Source organism: Paenibacillus endophyticus, assembly GCF_014192395.1.
GTDB lineage: Bacteria > Bacillota > Bacilli > Paenibacillales > Paenibacillaceae > Pristimantibacillus > Pristimantibacillus endophyticus.
In genome coordinates this window covers 348,407-366,495 of record NZ_JACHXW010000004.1, presented here as the reverse complement: position 1 = coordinate 366,495, position 18,089 = coordinate 348,407, and the positions used below count along the sequence as shown (strand labels likewise).

General features: G+C 45.1%; 15 protein-coding genes. 10 read left to right on the top strand and 5 right to left on the bottom strand.

Annotated features, from left to right (window positions below; all coding sequences use genetic code 11):
* Positions 1 to 61: 61 nt before the first annotated feature.
* Entirely contained in the window at positions 62 to 1,540 is a 1,479-nt protein-coding gene (locus FHS16_RS09300; protein WP_183561176.1) for an Lsa family ABC-F type ribosomal protection protein, read from the bottom strand.
* Between the two features lie 340 nt (positions 1,541 to 1,880).
* Positions 1,881 to 2,840, bottom strand: coding sequence for an HD-GYP domain-containing protein (locus FHS16_RS09295; protein ID WP_246431673.1), 960 nt, complete (start codon positions 2,838 to 2,840; stop codon positions 1,881 to 1,883).
* A gap of 188 nt (positions 2,841 to 3,028) precedes the next feature.
* Here FHS16_RS09295 and FHS16_RS09290 point away from each other — a divergent pair, with 188 nt between their 5' ends.
* The 3 genes from FHS16_RS09290 (at position 3,029) to FHS16_RS09280 (ending at position 6,290) form a co-directional block, all read left to right on the top strand.
* Positions 3,029 to 3,619 (top strand): TetR/AcrR family transcriptional regulator, encoded by a 591-nt coding sequence (locus FHS16_RS09290; RefSeq protein ID WP_376769661.1) that lies wholly within the window; start codon positions 3,029 to 3,031, stop codon positions 3,617 to 3,619.
* A gap of 103 nt (positions 3,620 to 3,722) precedes the next feature.
* Entirely contained in the window at positions 3,723 to 4,712 is a 990-nt protein-coding gene (locus FHS16_RS09285; protein WP_246431672.1) for a DMT family transporter, read from the top strand.
* 102 nt (positions 4,713 to 4,814) lie between these two features.
* Positions 4,815 to 6,290, top strand: a complete 1,476-nt coding sequence (locus tag FHS16_RS09280) for a protein adenylyltransferase SelO (RefSeq protein WP_183561174.1) — start codon at positions 4,815 to 4,817, stop codon at positions 6,288 to 6,290.
* Positions 6,291 to 6,600: 310 nt separating this feature from the next.
* On the opposite strand, the gene FHS16_RS09275 is transcribed toward FHS16_RS09280, so the two are convergent.
* Together FHS16_RS09275 and FHS16_RS09270 are read right to left on the bottom strand one after the other, a co-directional pair.
* The gene (locus FHS16_RS09275) at positions 6,601 to 6,768 is read right to left on the bottom strand and encodes a hypothetical protein (protein ID WP_183561172.1); all 168 of its coding nucleotides are present in this window, start codon (positions 6,766 to 6,768) and stop codon (positions 6,601 to 6,603) included.
* A 98-nt stretch (positions 6,769 to 6,866) separates the two neighbouring features.
* A complete protein-coding gene (locus tag FHS16_RS09270) occupies positions 6,867 to 7,748 on the bottom strand; it encodes a LysR family transcriptional regulator (protein ID WP_183561170.1) in 882 nt (293 codons plus the stop codon).
* Positions 7,749 to 7,989: 241 nt separating this feature from the next.
* Between FHS16_RS09270 and zwf the strand changes: the two genes are divergently transcribed.
* From zwf to FHS16_RS09240, 6 genes are all read left to right on the top strand, one after another.
* Positions 7,990 to 9,516, top strand: a complete 1,527-nt coding sequence (gene zwf / locus FHS16_RS09265; RefSeq protein WP_183561168.1) for a glucose-6-phosphate dehydrogenase — start codon at positions 7,990 to 7,992, stop codon at positions 9,514 to 9,516.
* Positions 9,500 to 11,485: a transketolase gene (gene tkt, locus FHS16_RS09260; protein WP_183561407.1), complete on the top strand. Its 1,986-nt coding sequence runs from the start codon at positions 9,500 to 9,502 to the stop codon at positions 11,483 to 11,485. Before zwf ends, tkt begins: the two co-directional genes overlap by 17 nt.
* Before the next feature lie 31 nt (positions 11,486 to 11,516).
* Positions 11,517 to 12,185 (top strand): fructose-6-phosphate aldolase, encoded by a 669-nt coding sequence (fsa, locus tag FHS16_RS09255; protein ID WP_183561166.1) that lies wholly within the window; start codon positions 11,517 to 11,519, stop codon positions 12,183 to 12,185.
* A 37-nt stretch (positions 12,186 to 12,222) separates the two neighbouring features.
* A complete protein-coding gene (locus tag FHS16_RS09250) occupies positions 12,223 to 13,572 on the top strand; it encodes a glucose-6-phosphate isomerase (protein WP_183561164.1) in 1,350 nt (449 codons plus the stop codon).
* A 40-nt stretch (positions 13,573 to 13,612) separates the two neighbouring features.
* Positions 13,613 to 15,031 carry an NADP-dependent phosphogluconate dehydrogenase gene (gene gnd / locus FHS16_RS09245; RefSeq protein WP_183561163.1) on the top strand — a complete coding sequence of 473 codons (1,419 nt, stop codon included), beginning with the start codon at positions 13,613 to 13,615 and terminating at the stop codon, positions 15,029 to 15,031.
* A gap of 222 nt (positions 15,032 to 15,253) precedes the next feature.
* A complete protein-coding gene (locus FHS16_RS09240) occupies positions 15,254 to 15,838 on the top strand; it encodes an NAD(P)H-dependent oxidoreductase (protein ID WP_183561162.1) in 585 nt (194 codons plus the stop codon).
* Positions 15,839 to 15,947: 109 nt separating this feature from the next.
* On the opposite strand, the gene FHS16_RS09235 is transcribed toward FHS16_RS09240, so the two are convergent.
* Complete coding sequence (locus FHS16_RS09235) at positions 15,948 to 17,390, bottom strand: hypothetical protein (RefSeq protein WP_183561161.1); 1,443 nt, start codon at positions 17,388 to 17,390, stop codon at positions 15,948 to 15,950.
* A 136-nt stretch (positions 17,391 to 17,526) separates the two neighbouring features.
* On the opposite strand from FHS16_RS09235, the gene FHS16_RS09230 reads away from it, so the two are divergent.
* Positions 17,527 to 18,018 carry a type 2 periplasmic-binding domain-containing protein gene (locus FHS16_RS09230; protein ID WP_183561160.1) on the top strand — a complete coding sequence of 164 codons (492 nt, stop codon included), beginning with the start codon at positions 17,527 to 17,529 and terminating at the stop codon, positions 18,016 to 18,018.
* Positions 18,019 to 18,089 lie beyond the last annotated feature (71 nt).

The following is an 18,089-nucleotide window of genomic DNA, read 5'->3' as shown; positions in this document are numbered from 1 at the left end:
CCCGCTTCGGTTTTTGTATGGTTTATCGTCAATCCATTTGCAGATGCATGTCGAAATCATTTTAGAGTGAAATGATTTTTGTAGCGATATGGTCACAAAATTGTTTATCATGCTCGACAAAGAGAATGGTAGGCGTGTATTCCAGCAGCAATTCTTCAATTTGCATGCGAGAGATCACATCGATGAAGTTTAACGGCTCATCCCAAACATGAAGATGAACGTTTTCACTTAAGCTTTTTGCAATAAGCACTTTCTTCTTTTGTCCTCCGCTATAAGTTGAAATCTCTTTCTCCAATTGCAGTCTGGAGAAGTCCAGCTTTCTCAAAATGGATTTGAAGAGACTTTCATCAATGTCATTATCTCTTGCATAATCAGTCAAATTTCCTTGGAGAAATGACGTATCTTGGGAAACGTAAGAAATTTTAAGCTGGCTGTCTTTGCTGAAGCTGCCTGTATAACGGATCTCCTCGCCACAAATCAATTTGATGATGCTTGATTTTCCAGAGCCGTTTCTGCCCGAAAGAGCGATGCGCTCACCTTGCTCAATCGTAAAACTGAGATCGGAACAAACCTTCTTCTCATCATAATAAATGGAAACATGATCAAGCTCAGCAAGTTGGTTTTTGTGAAAAGCCATCTGCGAAATTTTCAAGCTGTCTGCATTTTCAATGTTTTTAAGCAGCTTAGACTTCTCTTCCACTGCGGATTGCTGCCTCTGTTCAATGGCTTTGGACCGTTTCATCATTTTGGCAGCTTTATGGCCGATATATCCTTTGTCTACCTTGGAACCGGAATTTCTTGTTCCGTTTTTTGTTTTTTCCACTTCATGCGACCAATTGCCCGTCCGCTTGGCAGAATCGGATAAGCGTTTAATGTCTTTTTTCAGCTTTTCATTTTCCGCCAGCTCAAAGTGGTCTTGCCGCCTTTTATTTTCCCACCATGCCGAGAAATTTCCTTTTTGGATCTCAATGTTTGTTTTATTGATGGAAAGGATGTGATCGACGCAGTTATCGAGAAAGGATCGGTCATGGGAAACGAGAATATAACCGCTTTTATGATTCAAATACTGGCTGACAAGCTTTCTCCCGGCCATGTCGAGATGGTTGGTAGGTTCGTCAATCAACAAAAAACGGTTTTCCTTCAAAAATAATGCCGCCAGCAGCACTTTTGTCTGCTCTCCGTTAGATAAGGATTCAAAAGGCCGATCCAACACGTCCTCCGTGACTTGCAGCAAGGAAAGCTCGCGCATCAATTCCCAATGAATATAATCCGGATAAATGTCGTGGATGACATCAAGCGTAATTTTCTCTTTGTTTTCAACATGGAAAGGGAAATATTCAAATTGGACACTTGCAGAAATATGGCCGCTGTATTCAAATTTGCCGAGGAGCAAGCCTAGAAAGGTCGTCTTTCCACGCCCATTTCTTCCCGTAAAGCCTAATTTCCAATCGGTATCGATTTGGAAATTCACGTTTTCAAATATGTTATCGTAACTGCCGTCATAGGCAAACGTAAGGTTTGTAACTTGTATTAATGACATCTTTTTGTCCTCCATAATGTTAAATATCATGCTATTATCATTATATTATCCGGAAGAAAAGAAAAAAACGCAAAAAACACCAGGCAACCGGTGTTTTTGCGTTAGACCTTACCCAACGATATGGCAAAAAGACGAAGCGAATATTGAAATTATCGCTAAGTACATTTATTCATGGAAGGATAAAGCTCCGGAAGCTGCCTTGTAATTTGGTGAACCATGTCAACGTGCATGTTAGAAGACAGGTTCACATGAACATCTACAACCTCTAGCTCTATCATCGCTTTATCCCTCCTTATAGTAGTATCGATTCATTAAAAAATAACATGGACTTATTCCTTAGTCAAGATGGCAGGGCGTATTTGGGCAAAAGCTTCGTGCCTTCGCGATTCCAAATGTTTATGAAAGCATGAACAACTTGGGGGTCAAATTGCGTTCCCGCATTTTTCTGAATTTCTGCAATGGCGTACCCAATATCCAGTTCGCCTCGATAGACTCTTTTGGACGTCATCGCATCAAAGGTGTCGGCAACGGCCATGATTCTGGCAGCGAGTGGAATTCGGTTCTCTGCAATGCCGCTTGGATATCCGAAGCCGTCAAATCTTTCATGATGATGCAAAATCATATCGAGTATGCCCGAGCGCTTAAAGTTCGAAATATGGCTGAGCATGTCATAACCGGTCAAGGGGTGTGCCTTAATGATTGTAAACTCCTCTTCTGTTAATCGTGAAGGTTTCATTAAAATATGTTCAGGCACTCCGATTTTTCCGATATCATGAAGAATGCCTCCAATAAATATGCGTTCGCAAGCCAGCTTCGACAAGTTCATTTCTTCAGCAATCCGCTTGGAGTAATAGGCCACATTGTCGGAATGATCTGCGGTATAGTGATCCCTTGAGTCCAGTGCTTTCGCCAATGTGAAGGTAAGCTGCAGCGTGTTCTGTTTCTGCTTCATGTAAAACAGAATCATGAATGAAATGGATGTCGAGGTAAGGAAATAGGTGATGCTTAATGTGAGAATACGCAAGAGGACGTTATCATGGACTTTAAATACTTCGGATTGCTCCAAAAAAACTTTAGCGACTACGATTATACCTACCCAAACGCTTCGTGCCCATGTTTCTTTCCAAAAAGCTAGACCAATGAGCAAGCAAAGCAGCAAATAGCCGAATTGAAACAATGTGAAATTATCAATGTATATATCTGTGAAGAATACAGCAAGAAAAAAAGCTGAAAATAAGCTTTTGCCTAAGTATCTGTTGTTAATGATGCTTTCTGCATGGTTTGCGACATAATTTTTCATATATTTAATTACTCCTGCGATAATAATGATGTGTTTTTCTATAATTTGTATCTGTTTTTCATATTATAAATCAAACAATGCGTTTTAGAAAGCAATGAAATACTTATTTTCATTCACCACTTGACTAAAGAGCAGCGATGCTTTACGATGATGTCAGTAGTCACTGACATTCTTTGGGGGCGGACTGGATGATGGATATAGAAAAAGCGAGCAGCAGCGATAAATTGTTATTAGCTGCCATTAATTTGATCTCCGAGAGGGGATATAATGGTGTAACGACGCAGGAAATTGCGACTGCCGCCGGTTTAAGCGAGAAAACGCTGTTCCGTCATTTTGGAAGCAAGCAGAAGCTACTCGAAGCCGCATTTGACCGTTATCATTATGCGGAGGAGATGCGTAAGATTTTCAAGGAAAAGCTGGTTTGGGAGCTGGAGGCTGACCTGTTAACCGTTTGCCGAACTTACCATGAGATCATGAACCGCAATCGGAAGATGATTCAAATCAGCATGAAGGATGAGGTTCAATTACCTGGCTTTCGAGAGCGTACGCATCAGCATCCGCTGCAGCTTTTGGAAATTTTGACGAATTATTTCATCGAGATGAGCGAGCAAGGAAAAATGATTCATACGAATCATAAGCTGCAGGCATTTACCTTTATGATGGCGCATTTTGGGGCGTTTATTAATGATTTGGATACGGGTAAATTGTATCCTGACATCTCGTTGGAACCATTCATGCAAGAGAGCGTGAAACTATTCGCTAGGGCATTGACTCCCTAGTTTTTTTATCTTCGGAATGTCCGTAAGTACTGACAGACAACTTGTGTATCTAATATGTGTAACCTGTAAAATGTGTAACCAATGATATTGGAGGATGATCATCATGGAAGTGGAAAAGAAAAATAATATGGTTTTAGATGAAAATTTTAAATTAAATGGTGTACGACTGGCTTATTTGCTCGCGGTAATCAATGCTGTGATTATAGGAATATCATTTCTAGTTGTTAAGAAGTCACTGGACTATTCCAGTCCATTCGACACATTGACGTTCCGTTTCGCGGCAGCATTCCTGATTCTTATAGTCTCGGTTGCGCTTGGCATAATCAAGCTGAATTACCGAGGCAAGCCATTATATAAATTGCTGCTGCTTGCGACCATGTACCCCATTGGATTTTTCACATTCCAAACATTCGGGCTGCAGCATGCTACTTCGGCTGAAGGTGGGATTATCAACGCGGTTACTCCTGTTATTACGATGCTGTTCGCATCCGTTTTTTTGAAAGAAGCTACGACGCTTTCTCAGAAATGGTTTACGCTTGTTTCGGTTTCCGGGGTCGTTTTTATATTCATGATGAAAGGAAGCAATATCGATTTATCTAAAATGTCGGGCATTCTGCTGCTGCTCATGGCCAGTATCGTATTTGCCGGATACAGTGTGTTGGCGAGGTCGATCTCCCAGCATTATAGTACGACGGAAATAAGCTTTTTTATGGTCGGCATTGGATTTATGTCCACATCGCTCATAACACTTGTTGGACATTCCGTAAATGATTCACTTGGTAGCTTGCTCGCACCTTTATCTAACGGCGCTTTTGTTCTTTTAATTCTATGTTTGGGTACGGTTCAGCTGTCAACGGCACTTATGGGTAATTTTATTCTATCTAAGCTTCAGGCATCTAAGGCAGGCGTGTTTATTAATCTCTCTACCGTCGTTTCGATAGCTGGCAGTACGTTTGTACTGGGTGAGGATTTGGCTTGGTACCATATTTGCGGATCATTCCTTATAATTATCGGGGTCATTGGTGCGAATTTGCTCGGCAGAAAACGATTCACGCAAAAAACGAAAGCTGTGAATCATGCAAACGCAGTTTAACAAAGGGATAGCATTCATTAAACAAGCTAATCCTGAGTGGAAAGGGTATAATAAACGTTAGTGATATTCAATCTTTTCATGAGAGATAGGAGTTAACCTAACATGACAAACCATCAGACTAATATAGATGCAGGATGGAACTTTGACAACAGCTATGCTCTTCTTCCAGATACTTTGTTTACCCGGATGACCCCTCCGCCGGTGAGCTCACCTGTTATTATGATTGTTAATGAGCGACTGGCTTCAGACCTGGGACTGAATGTTGAAGCGCTGAGAAGCGGGTATGGCACGGCGGTGCTTGCCGGGAACTTAATCCCGGAAGGCGCTGCTCCGCTTGCTCAAGCGTATGCAGGGCATCAATTCGGTCATTTCAACAGATTGGGGGATGGTCGCGCATTATTGCTGGGCGAGCAAATAACGCCACAAGGCGAGCGTGTTGATATTCAGTTGAAAGGTTCAGGAAGGACGCCATATTCCAGAGGCGGCGACGGCAGGGCGGCCCTTGGCCCAATGCTCCGCGAGTATATCATGAGCGAAGCAATGGAAGCGCTGGGCATTCCCACAACGCGAAGTTTGGCAGTCGTTGCTACAGGGGAGTATATTTTCCGTGAAACGCAGCAGACTGGTGCAATCCTAACGCGCGTCGCAGCCAGCCATATCCGTGTCGGCACCTTTCAATATATCGCGAATTGGGGGACTAGGAAGGAGCTGCAGCAGCTTGCCGATTACACCTTGCAGAGGCATTACCCGCAGGCTGCAGAACATGAGAATCGTTATCTTGCTTTGCTGCAGGAAGTTGTGAAAGGGCAAGCCAAGCTCATTGCCAAATGGCAGCTTGTTGGTTTTATTCATGGCGTCATGAATACGGACAACATGGCATTAAGCGGCGAAACGATTGATTACGGACCGTGTGCCTTTATGGACATGTATGATCCTGCTACCGTTTTCAGCTCGATTGATGCTAATGGACGTTATGCCTATGGCAATCAACCTCATATTGCGGCATGGAATCTCGCCAGGTTCGCGGAAACGCTATTGCCGCTGCTGCATGAGGACGAGGAAGAAGCCGTGCTGCTTGCGGAGGATGCCATATCGGATTTTATTGCATTATATAAGCGGAATTGGCTGGCGGGAATGAGAGCAAAACTCGGCATATATAATGAGGAATCAGAGGATGAAGACCTTATAAATTCGCTTCTTCACATGATGAAGGAGCAAGATGCGGATTACACCAATACCTTTCGTTCATTAACATTGGGTAAAAAAGAGGAAACGGGATTGTTAAGCACAGCCGAATTTGCCAATTGGCAGGTCCAGTGGCATGCAAGGCTGGGCAGGCAGCAGGAGACTAAGGAAGAAGCTCAGCAGTTGATGCGCAGCAGCAATCCTGCACTCATACCCCGCAACCACCGCGTCGAAGAAGCGCTGCAAGCTGCGGTTAACGAAAACGATCTTAATGTCATGCTGAGATTTTTACAAGCATTATCTAACCCATATGCTTATTCCGCTGACCAAGAGGCATTCGTGGATCTGCCTGCTCAGTCATCCTATCCATACCAAACGTACTGCGGGACGTAATGTCGATGTAAATGGGCATATCGATTTCTGCTATTTCCCGGCATTTGAACCGGGCGCATTATAACGAATAAACCACCCTGTAGTGAATATGCTCTCTCATTGTTAGTTGTGTTTAACAATGGAGATGCCGTTCATACCAGGGTGGTTTTTCATGCGATGGAGCTATCGCTCGCTTGTAATTAATTTCTTTGTAAATTGATAAAACGGGCTGATGACAATTCTTTGTGCTTCTGCTCCGCGAACCGTACCATACACACCACCAGATCGCAGCTTAGAAAAGCATGATTGATGAAATGCTTCGGGTTGTAGGTCATTCAATGACGCTCTGAACAGTATGCTCCTGCATATAGGCATTGATAATATCCGCTTTCAAGTCCGCTAACACTACGTATGAGCCACTACCAGACGTCCCGCTTTGTGCATCGTTATTTTCCCAATATGATTTGTAGTCGAATGGCGCCTTTTGATTCTTGGTCATGTCGATCGCCCGCCTTCACCTCTAAATTGTTGCGGCGCCAACAACTATTAATATGAATACGGACCGCAACGAGAACCGAAAAAGACGAAGGCTGCAGCCTATTTTATAATTTCGACGAACTTTTTTGCCGCACTAGAGAGGGGCATATTCCGCATAATCATGAGTCCAACCTGAGAGGGAGGCAGCTTTACGTCCAGTTGAATCTCAAAGAGCGAGCCCTCTTCAAGTTCCTTGGAGACGAACTCTCTGGTTACATAGGAGATACCGAGTCCTTTCCGTGCAAATGCGATGAGAAGATCAACGCTGCCTACCTCGATTTCAGGCTTAAGCTCATAGCCGTAGCCCTGGAATAATTCCGTGATGGCCATTCGGGCTCGACTGTTGCGCGAGAATAAGATGACAGGATGCTGTAGCAATCTATCCAGCGATACTACCTCATTCTTTAACTCTGCGAAATGGTCGCCCGCGACGAAGCAGTCCTGCAGCTGGATGCCTTGCCGAACCTCAAGCTGCGGATCAACGATCGGCATGCGGACAACGCCTAAATCAATTCGTCCTTCTTTCAGAAAAGCAATGATCTCCGGTGTTGTGCCATGAATCAATTGAAGCTTGATGCCTGGATAGTTGCGGTGGAAGGTTTCTAAGTAAGCAAGCAAATAATGCTTGAACAAGGAGTCGCTGCCGCCGATACGAAGCTCGCCGCTGTCCAGGTTTTTGAGCGCACCAAGCTTCTCTTCGGCGAGCGTAATTAGAATTTGTGACTGCTCTATGTAAGAGTAGAGGATCGCTCCCTCCTGGGTAAGCGAGACCCCTTTGGAGTTGCGATAAAACAAAGTGACGCCGAAGCTGTCTTCAAGCTGCTTGATGGCGTGACTGACGCTCGGCTGCGTAATATAGAGCGCTTTTGACGCCTGAGTTAAGCTTCCGGTCTTCGCAGACCAATAAAAAACCTTATACAACTCATAATTGTTCATAGACATGGTCTATAGCTCCTGTGAAATATATTAATTACTTGTATGGCTGTATTTCGTATTATAGTGGAACTAAGAAAAAGAAACCAGAGCATTCTGACAAATCAAGCGTAACGGCTGAAGCTGTCCCCTAACGGCTAAGCTAACGTTTCGCTGAAATATAGAGAAAGTTGGCAGAATGATACACTTTCCTATATTTTGAAAAAGCTCATGGTGATATATAAGGGTCATACTGGAGGGAGATAGGAAAATGGAGGCAACCACGTTTGTTTTGTTTGGAGCGACAGGGGATTTGGCCAAAAGAAAAATTTACCCTGCCTTGTATAATTTGTTTATCGATCAAAAGCTGCCGCAATCATTTTCCGTTTTTGGACTCGGCAGAAGAGAAGTATCCGACGAAGCGTTCCGGGCAAGCGTTGAGCATTCACTTCGCACTTTCTCAAGAAGAGAAGTAAGCGACCAAGAACAATTGAACAGCTTCTTAAGCGGATTTCGCTACAGCGTATTGGATGTCGGTCACAAAGAGGACTATAAGAAGCTGCTCGGCATGATTGAACAGCGCGAGAAGGAATTGGATTTAGCGCCTAACCGGATGTTCTACCTATCCGTTGGTCCAGAATTTTTTGAAACCATTGCAACAAATATTAAAGAAAGCGGATTGGGCGCAACTAGCGGTTGGAAACGCCTGATGATCGAGAAGCCATTCGGCCATGATCTGCAATCCGCGCGTGACTTGAATGAACATCTAAGTAAAACGTTTGAAGAAAATGAAGTATTCCGTATCGATCATTATCTCGGCAAGCCGATGGTGCAGAAGCTGGAGGTGCTGCAGCAATCGAATCCAGTGCTGCAAGCTTTATGGTCGAATCGGTACATTGCAAACGTACAGATAACAGCCAATGAAACGGTTGGCGTAGAAGAACGAGCCGGTTACTACGATAAAGTAGGCGCAGTAAGGGATATGTTCCAGAATCACATGCTGCAATTGCTGATGATGCTGGCGATCCATCTGCCTAAGAACAGTACGTCCAAGGACGTTCGTTTCAAAAAGAAAATGGTCATGGAATCACTCGAGCCGCTGGAGAAAGAGCATGTGCAATCCCATGTTGTGCGCGGGCAATATGATGCGGGTTCCATACAAGGGAAGCCGGTTGTCGGCTACACCTCTGAGCCTAGCATCCCACAGTCGTCAATGAATGATACGTTTATCGCAGCCAGATTGCAAATTGACGATGTTTTTTGGAGAGATGTGCCATTCTATATTCGTACAGGAAAAAGACTCAAAGAGAAATCAACTCGGATCGTGATCGAGTTCAAAGAGCCTTTGAAGCAGCAAACGAAAGTGAACGATGATACGAGAGTTCCTAATTTGCTTGTATTTGAGATAAGTCCGAATGAGGGCATTAGCTTGCAATTGAATACTCGCGATCCACAACATAAAGGTGAATTCAAACCAATTCAAATAGATTTCCACTCGATAAGGAGTGACGTGCCTGAAGCCTATGAGAATCTCATTCATGATGCTTTGCATGGTGATCCAACCTTCTTCGCGCACTGGGATGAAGTCGAGCTGTCTTGGAAATGGGTACAGCCGATATTGAACGCGTTCCAAGAAAATGCGGTACCGCTTCATCATTACTCAGCTGGGTCTTACGGTCCTGCCGAGTCGGATGCGCTGCTCGCAAGAGACGGTTATCATTGGTGGTTTGATTCCAAAACTGAAAAAGAAAATACAGATGCAAAAGGAGAACAATATGCCTATCACACAAACCATTGACCAACTTTCTATCGATACGATCCGCACGCTGTCCATTGATTCCATCAACGCTGCAAACTCCGGCCATCCGGGTCTGCCAATGGGTGCAGCTCCAATGGCATACGCGCTATGGTCCAAATTGCTGAACCACAATCCTGGCCATGCCAAATGGTTTAACCGCGATCGTTTCGTGCTTTCAGCGGGCCACGGCTCCGCATTGTTATATAGTCTCCTTCACTTGTCGGGCTACAACGTTACGATCGACGATTTGAAGCAATTCCGCAAGCTAAACAGCAAAACGCCAGGGCATCCTGAATTTGGCCACACGGACGGCGTCGAAGCTACGACTGGCCCACTCGGCCAAGGCTTGGCGATGGCTGTGGGAATGGCGATGGCAGAAGCGCATCTCGCTTCGAAATTCAATCAAGAAGGCTATCCCGTCGTCGATCATTACACGTATGCATTAGTCGGTGACGGCTGCTTGATGGAAGGCGTTTCTTATGAAGCGATGTCCATGGCGGGACATATGAAGCTTGGCAAATTAGTCGTTCTGTATGATTCCAATGATATTTCATTGGACGGGGACCTAAGCCTCTCCTTTGGCGAAAATATTCAAAAAAGAGCGGAATCGGCGCAATGGGAATATCTTCGCGTTGAAGACGGCAACGATGTCGAACAAATTACGAAAGCGATCGAAGCGGCTAAGCAAAACAGTTCTAAACCAACGCTTATCGAAGTTCGCACGATCATTGGTTACGGCAGCAAAGTAGCCGGTACAAACAAAGCGCATGGCAACCCGCTTGGCATAGAAGAAGCAAAAGCAACAAAAGCGGCCTATGGCTGGGAGCATGAGGAAGATTTCACGGTTCCTGCTGACGTAAAAGCTCATTTCGAGCAATTAAAGCAAAACGGCGAGTCGAAAGAACAAGCATGGAACAGCTTGGTCGCTTCATATAAAGCGAGTCATCCTGCGCTTGGGGAAGAGCTGGATAATGTCATCGATGGATCCGTACGGTTCGAAGCGGCTGATCTGCTAACCTTTGATTCTTCCAAATCAATCTCTACCCGTGTTGCAAGCGGTCAAGCGATCAATCATTATATCAAGTCGGTACCTTCGATATTCGGAGGCAGTGCAGACTTGTCCCACTCCACAATGACGGATATTAATGGAGAGCAAACCTTCGCCGTAGATTCCTATTCGGGCCGCAATATATACTTCGGCGTCCGTGAGCATGCTATGGGAGCAGCGGGCAACGGGCTTGCATTGCATGGCGGCGTAAAACCATTCGTCAGTACGTTCTTCGTATTTAGCGATTATTTGCGGCCTGCGATTCGTCTTGCTGCCATTCAGAAGCTGCCCGTTACCTATGTATTTACGCATGATTCAATTGCTGTCGGGGAAGATGGGCCGACACATGAGCCAGTCGAGCATCTCGCAGCGCTTCGGACGATTCCAGGTCTTACGGTCATCAGACCGTCAGATGCGAATGAAACGGCAAATGCATGGGCTTATGCCTTGCAGCAGCAGGATGGTCCAGTTGCCCTCGTGCTAAGCCGCCAGAATCTTCCGATATACGAAGAAACGAAGGCTAATGTCGATGGCGTGGCGAAAGGCGCTTATGTATTGTCCGAAACGAATAATAAGCCGGATGTTATCCTTATCGCAACGGGGTCTGAAGTTTCACTGGCAATGGATGCAAAAGCAGAGCTGGAGAAAGATAAACGATCCGTACGCGTTGTTGCAATGCCGAGCAGAGAGCTGTTCGACCGTCAATCCGATGCATACAAAGAATCGGTTCTTCCGGAGTCCGTCTCGAAGCGCGTATCGCTTGAAGCGGGTATTTCATTAGGCTGGGAACGCTACACGGGACCAAAAGGCAAAATATTGTCCATCGATACATTCGGTGCATCAGGTCCTGGCAATGAAGTATTGGATTACTTCGGGTTTTCCGTTAGCAACGTAGTTCGATTGGCGAAACAATTATTTTAAAAAATATTAAAACTAATTGGAGGAAACACATATGAAATTTTTTATCGATACAGCTAACCTGGTAGATATTAAGAAAGCTTACAAAATCGGAGTTTTATCCGGCGTTACGACTAACCCGTCGCTGGTTGCCAAAGAAGGCGTGAAATTCGAAGACCGTATCGCCGAAATTTTGCGTGAAGTGCCTGAGGTTGAATCCGTATCCGCTGAAGTAACGCCTGACGCTGTAACAGCCGAAGAAATGATTGCACAAGCAGATGAACTGATCAAAATCAACAACAACGACAAGAATATTACGATTAAGCTTCCCATGACGCTTGCAGGCCTTGAAGCATGCCGTTATTTGACTAAAAAAGGCGTTAAAACAAATGTCACGCTCATCTTCACAGTAAACCAAGCGCTCTTGGCTGCTCGCGCCGGTGCAACTTATGTATCACCGTTTCTTGGACGCTTGGACGATATTTCGGAAGACGGCGTGCAATTGATCGTCAAAGTGGCAGAATTGTTCCGCACGCATAAATTGGATGCTCAAATTATTGCTGCATCCGTTCGTCACCCCGACCATGTTACTCGCGTAGCTATGGCTGGCGCTCACATCGCAACGATTCCATTCAGCGTAATCGAGCAAATCTCCAAGCATCCATTGACCGATCAAGGAATGGAGAAATTCGCAGCCGATTGGAAAAAAACAGCTGAGCTGTAAAGCTTGAAAAAAATCAGAATCAAAGGAGTCGCACTATATGGCTATAACATTTGATTACTCCAATGCTTTATCATTTGTCCAACAGCATGAAATCGACTATTTCGGAGATTTTGTGAATGTGGCTCATCGCAAGCTGCACGAAAAGGAAGGACCCGGCTCCGATTATTTGGGATGGGTCAACCTTCCCCTTGCGTACGATCAAGAGGAATTTGCGAGAATTAAACATGCCGCTCAGCGAATTCGCAGCCATTCAGATGCATTGATCGTAATCGGAATCGGCGGTTCATACCTAGGTGCAAGGTCTGCGATTGAAGCACTTTCCCACACCTTTCACAATCAAATGGAAGGCAAAACGCAAATCTACTTTGCCGGACAAAATATAAGCTCGACGTACATTACGCATTTATTGGAGATGCTGGAGGGGAAAAACATTTCCCTGAATGTCATTTCGAAGTCGGGAACGACGACGGAACCGGCGATTGCTTTCCGAATATTGCGAGAGTACATGGAGAAAAAATACGGGAAGCATGGCGCTAGAAGACGTATTTTTGCAACGACTGACCAATCAAAAGGCGCGCTTAAGAAGCTTGCTGACGAAGAAGGATATGAAACCTTCGTTATTCCTGATGATGTAGGCGGCCGATACTCCGTATTAACGGCTGTTGGACTTCTTCCGATCGCAGCAGCCGGACTCGATATCGATCAAATGATGGCGGGTGCTGCGGCTGCTGCCGAAAAATACAACAATCCGGATCTAGCTACGAACGAAAGCTATCAATATGCTGCTGTTCGCAATGCGCTGTATCGCAAGGGGAAATCGATCGAGCTGCTGGCCAATTTTGAACCGTCCTTGCATTTTGTATCCGAGTGGTGGAAGCAGCTATTCGGCGAAAGCGAAGGCAAAGACCAGAAAGGTCTGTATCCGGCATCCGTCGATTTCACGACCGATTTGCATTCCATGGGCCAATACGTCCAAGAAGGGCGCCGCGATCTTATCGAGACCGTGCTTGCCGTGAAGAAACCGCGAATTGAGCTGACGATCCAAGAGGACGAGGGCAATCTGGATGGATTGAACTTCGTTGCAGGCATGACGATGGATGAAGTGAACAAGCAGGCTGCTCTAGGTACGCGGCTAGCCCATGTAGACGGCGGCGTTCCTAATCTAATTGTCGAATTGGATGAACTAACCGAATATACGTATGGTGAAATGGTCTATTTCTTCGAGAAAGCATGCGGAATTAGCGGGCTGCTGCTTGGAGTAAATCCGTTCGATCAGCCAGGCGTGGAAGCTTATAAAAACAATATGTTTGCTCTGCTCGGCAAACCAGGCTTTGAATCACAGAAGGCCGAGCTTTTGAATCGTATAGCGGCAGCCAAACCCGAATAATGTCATAGAGATACACATAAAAGCAAGGAGGAAGTCTACGATGTCTAAACAACAAATTGGTGTAATCGGATTAGCGGTAATGGGTAAAAACCTTGCCTTGAATATGGAAAGCAAAGGGTTCTCGGTTGCTTTGTACAATCGTTCGCCCGAGAAAACAAATGAGCTATTGGCAGAAGCCGAAGGTAAAAACGTAGTAGGCACTTTTAGCCTGGAGCAATTTGTTCAATCCTTGGAGACGCCTCGCAAAATATTAATTATGGTAAAAGCCGGTCAAGCGACGGATGATACAATAGATCAATTGGTGCCATACTTGGATCAAGGCGATATTCTAATCGATGGCGGGAACGCGTATTTTCCTGATACGCAGAGAAGGAACAAAGACCTTCAAGCAAAAGGCTTCCGCTTTATTGGAGCAGGTGTTTCAGGCGGCGAGGAAGGCGCGCTCAAAGGTCCGGCGATTATGCCTGGCGGGCAGCAGGATGCTTATGAGCTCGTAGAGCCGATCTTAACGGCGATATCCGCAAAAGTGAACGGCGATGCATGCTCCACCTACATTGGCGGCGATGGTGCAGGCCATTATGTCAAAATGGTTCATAACGGCATTGAATACGGCGATATGCAGCTTATTGGCGAAGCCTATCAATTGCTTAAAGATGTCCTGCACTTGAGTACTAGCGAGCTTCACGACATTTTCTCCGAATGGAACCGCGGCGAGCTAGATAGCTATTTGATCGAAATTACGGCTGATATCTTTGCAAAAACAGATCCAGAAACAGGAAAACCGATGGTAGATGTCATTCTTGATTCGGCTGGCCAAAAAGGAACAGGCAAATGGACAAGCCAAAGCTCATTGGATCTTGGCGTACCGTTGTCCATCATCACGGAATCCGTGTTTGCACGATTCCTATCCGCGATGAAAGAAGAGCGCGTAGCAGCGAGCAAGCTTCTGAACGGCCCTTCTAATTCAAGCTATGACGGCGATCCTAAAGCATTTATCGAAGCGGTTCGCAAAGCTTTGTATACAAGCAAAATCGCTTCATATGCACAAGGCTTTGCCCAGATGAGAGCAGCTTCCGACGAGTACGGCTGGAATCTTAATTACGGCAGCATTTCAATGATTTTCCGCGGCGGCTGCATCATTCGTGCCGGTTTCCTGCAAAACATCAAGGATGCTTATGATAAAAACCCTGAACTGAAAAATTTGTTCTTGGATGATTATTTCAAAGGAGTCGTTGAGAGCTATCAGGACGCATGGCGCAGTGTTATCGCAACGGCTGTTACGAGAGGCATTCCGGTTCCCGCTTTTTCTTCAGCACTCGCGTATTATGACAGCTATCGTTCAGAGCGTCTGCCGGCTAACCTGCTGCAAGCGCAACGGGATTATTTCGGAGCGCATACGTTTGAGCGTTTGGACAAAAAAGGAAGCTTCCACTTTCAATGGATGGACAATAATAACTAATTGGGTGTACTCCTATATACAAGATGGCAGCGGCTATAAGTCCGCTGCCATCTTTTTTCGTTCCAAAGGCTTTGTTCAACCTGGATTCCGATGAAGTGCATTTCGGTATTGACTTGCGAACATGTAACTGTTAAAGTTACAAGTAGAAAGCGCATCTTTTTTTTGTTACCTTTGTAACAATAGTTGTTACAAAGTTTAAATTAGAATCAAGGAGGATAAATCATGAATCATTTAATCGTATTTGCACACCCGCATGCAGAGAGCTTTAACCATGCCATTCTGAACACGGCGGTGGAGGCACTCCAGTCCAATGGACATGAAGTAAGCGTTCGTGACCTTAATAAACTGGGGTTCAACCCCGTTCTGACGACAGAAGACATAACAGCATTGCGCGAAGGGAATATACCTGCCGATATCAAGACAGAGCAGGAGTTTTTGGCAAAAGCAGATGTTGTCACGTTTATTTATCCGATATGGTGGACGGGTCTTCCCGCCATTCTAAAAGGTTATGTGGACCGTGTTTTCTCTTACGGATTCGCCTACCAATACAATGCCGAAGGCGGAATTGACAAGCTGCTTTCCGGGAAAAAAGGCCTGATCGTCAATACGTACGGGACGCCTGGCGAAATCTATGAGAGCATCGGAATGAACGATTCCTTGAAGCAGACGTCCGGCGACGGCATATTTGAATTCAGCGGAATCGAAGTCGTGGATCATCTATTATTCGGCGGCGTGACATCGCCAGATGCGAATGAAGCTCGTGCAAATATGCTTGATCAAGTGAAACGGAAGTTTGCTGCGCTTTAAGACTTTTATTCTAGGCTGATTGGGAACAAAGAGGCGAATGTGCTGCATTTCATGCTGCACGTTCGCCTCTTTCGTTAGATGACAGCTACTAGTCGAAGTATCCTTTGTTCTACTTATTGTATTGATGTTTTTTTATCATCTCTTTGATCAACTGATAGATTGTCGTGACACCAAGCCACAAGGCAACCGTTATGCCGGATAATGTAAGTGCGAAAGCAAAGTATTCAAAAGCAGAGTATTCCTGCATTTTACCCCAATCAATATCACCCTTTAAGTCTTCGATGACTTGATTCATGCCGTAAATTCCGCTTATGACCGTATAAATCGTTAGAATGAGCAGCAAATAATTGCTTCGCTTCGTCGTAAAGTTTTCTTGGTATTTGTATAAATCCGCCAGCGTTTGTTTTACATCCGTAAACAGATCGATGTTGCCGAATTGACTGCGAAGCTGAATGAAAATCTCTTTCCCCTGCGTTTGCGAAACGACCTCATTGAAATAATATTTGGCTGAGAAGGTCGTAATCGATCGGATCAATTGCTCGATCTTATCTTGATTCTCATCCAAGCGGATATGGGAATACAGATTAGACAGCTTCAGCAGCACGATTTTATGGAACAGATTAATGATCAGTGCATAGTAGTATTCGCCATACATATGGTTAGCGATCCGTGTTCGCATAGCTTGTTCTTCATTGGTGACACATACAAACGATGTTTCATGTGTGATGTAATAGGTATGCGGCGCCCAGCGGTCATACACATGCTTGTCGAGGTAACGAGTGATATAAGAGGGGTTCGTTGAGCTCATATAGGGTTGATTGTTTCCGTCAAATCCATCAATATGCGATGCGCGGAACAAGTCAGCTTCTGTCATTTCATTTCCGCTCTGAAATGCAATTAGGCCTTGTACATACATCCGCTCATCGACGAAAAAAGGATGCCTCGCGAAATAGGTTTCCTCCATTCCTTTCGTATTCATGAACGGAACGATGCCAGGTACGAGATGCTTAAACAAAAAATCTTCCACATCGCCATATTCCGATCGATCTGTTAGCCAGCTGACCTCACGGTCCCGGCTATTCATATCTTGCAGGACACGGAACCGTTTGGCGAATTCCATCGCTTCCGAAAAGTTGGCAGTGCCGCGCGGTATTTCAACCCGGATCGTAATAAACCCAAGATCGAATGGACAAAGAAATACATCCGTCGATTGCACAATGAAACCGATGCTGCGGGCTTTGGAGCGCATCGTGCATGCTTGGTTTATTTTTTTGGAATAGCGGTGCAATCCAGGTTTGTCCTCGGCGTGCGGGAATATCATGCTATTGGTAAAAGGCAAATAATAACGTTCCAAATTAAGATGGGATACGCAATAATCATCGCCGTAATACTCTGATTCCAATGCGGTGTTCTTTAAAGAAAATCGCGTGAAACCATCCGCTTGAAGCTGGAATACCAGCTTGTCTTTGCAATTCTTGTTTAAAGAAAACGGGAAAATGAATTGGAACAATGCTGCATCAAGCAGCATTTCCTCGGAACCGAGCTTATGCATGATCTCTCACCCTTTATTCGAAAATCATCATACAGCCATATACACGGTTTTGCTGGGATTCAAACGCGAGCACAGAAATCAGCATGCGAATGGATGGGGAAATAGGAGCGTTTGAATCGTTGATCCGGACTGGTTCTTGAACAAAGCGCCTGCGCACCACGACAAAGCCGCACAAGGCAAAGTGGGTATGATCTTCTCGTCTGGCGATAAAACAGTGGCACTAGAGAGCATTCCTACCAGCGTGCAGAATCGGACGAAAGCGCTTAATCCGGAAGCCAACTGGCAGCCGATCTATCCGCTCGATAAATCGATTATGTGGAAGTATAACGTCCCGGAGAGCACTATTCTTATTAGCAAAACGACTGCTGATAAAGCCCCTGACAAAGTAACGCGATCACTTGAAATTCTAAATGGGCTGACATGCGAAGAAGGTTTCCTGATGACGCATTATGGCCAAGAAGGCAAGCACTATACGAAAGACGGCAGCAAAGTAACGCTTAACGTTGAAGCATTCGAGACCGATATCGCAAAAGCCGCTGTAGGCATTTCCGATTACCGTTATTTTTGCAAGATGTTTAAAGGCTATAAGGGAATTACGCCTACCCAATATAAGAATAAGCAAGGATGAGTTGGCATTGGCCGCATCTTTGCTTGATTCAAGTTCATTCAAAATTGCGCTTTCTATCTAGTTTTTCAGGG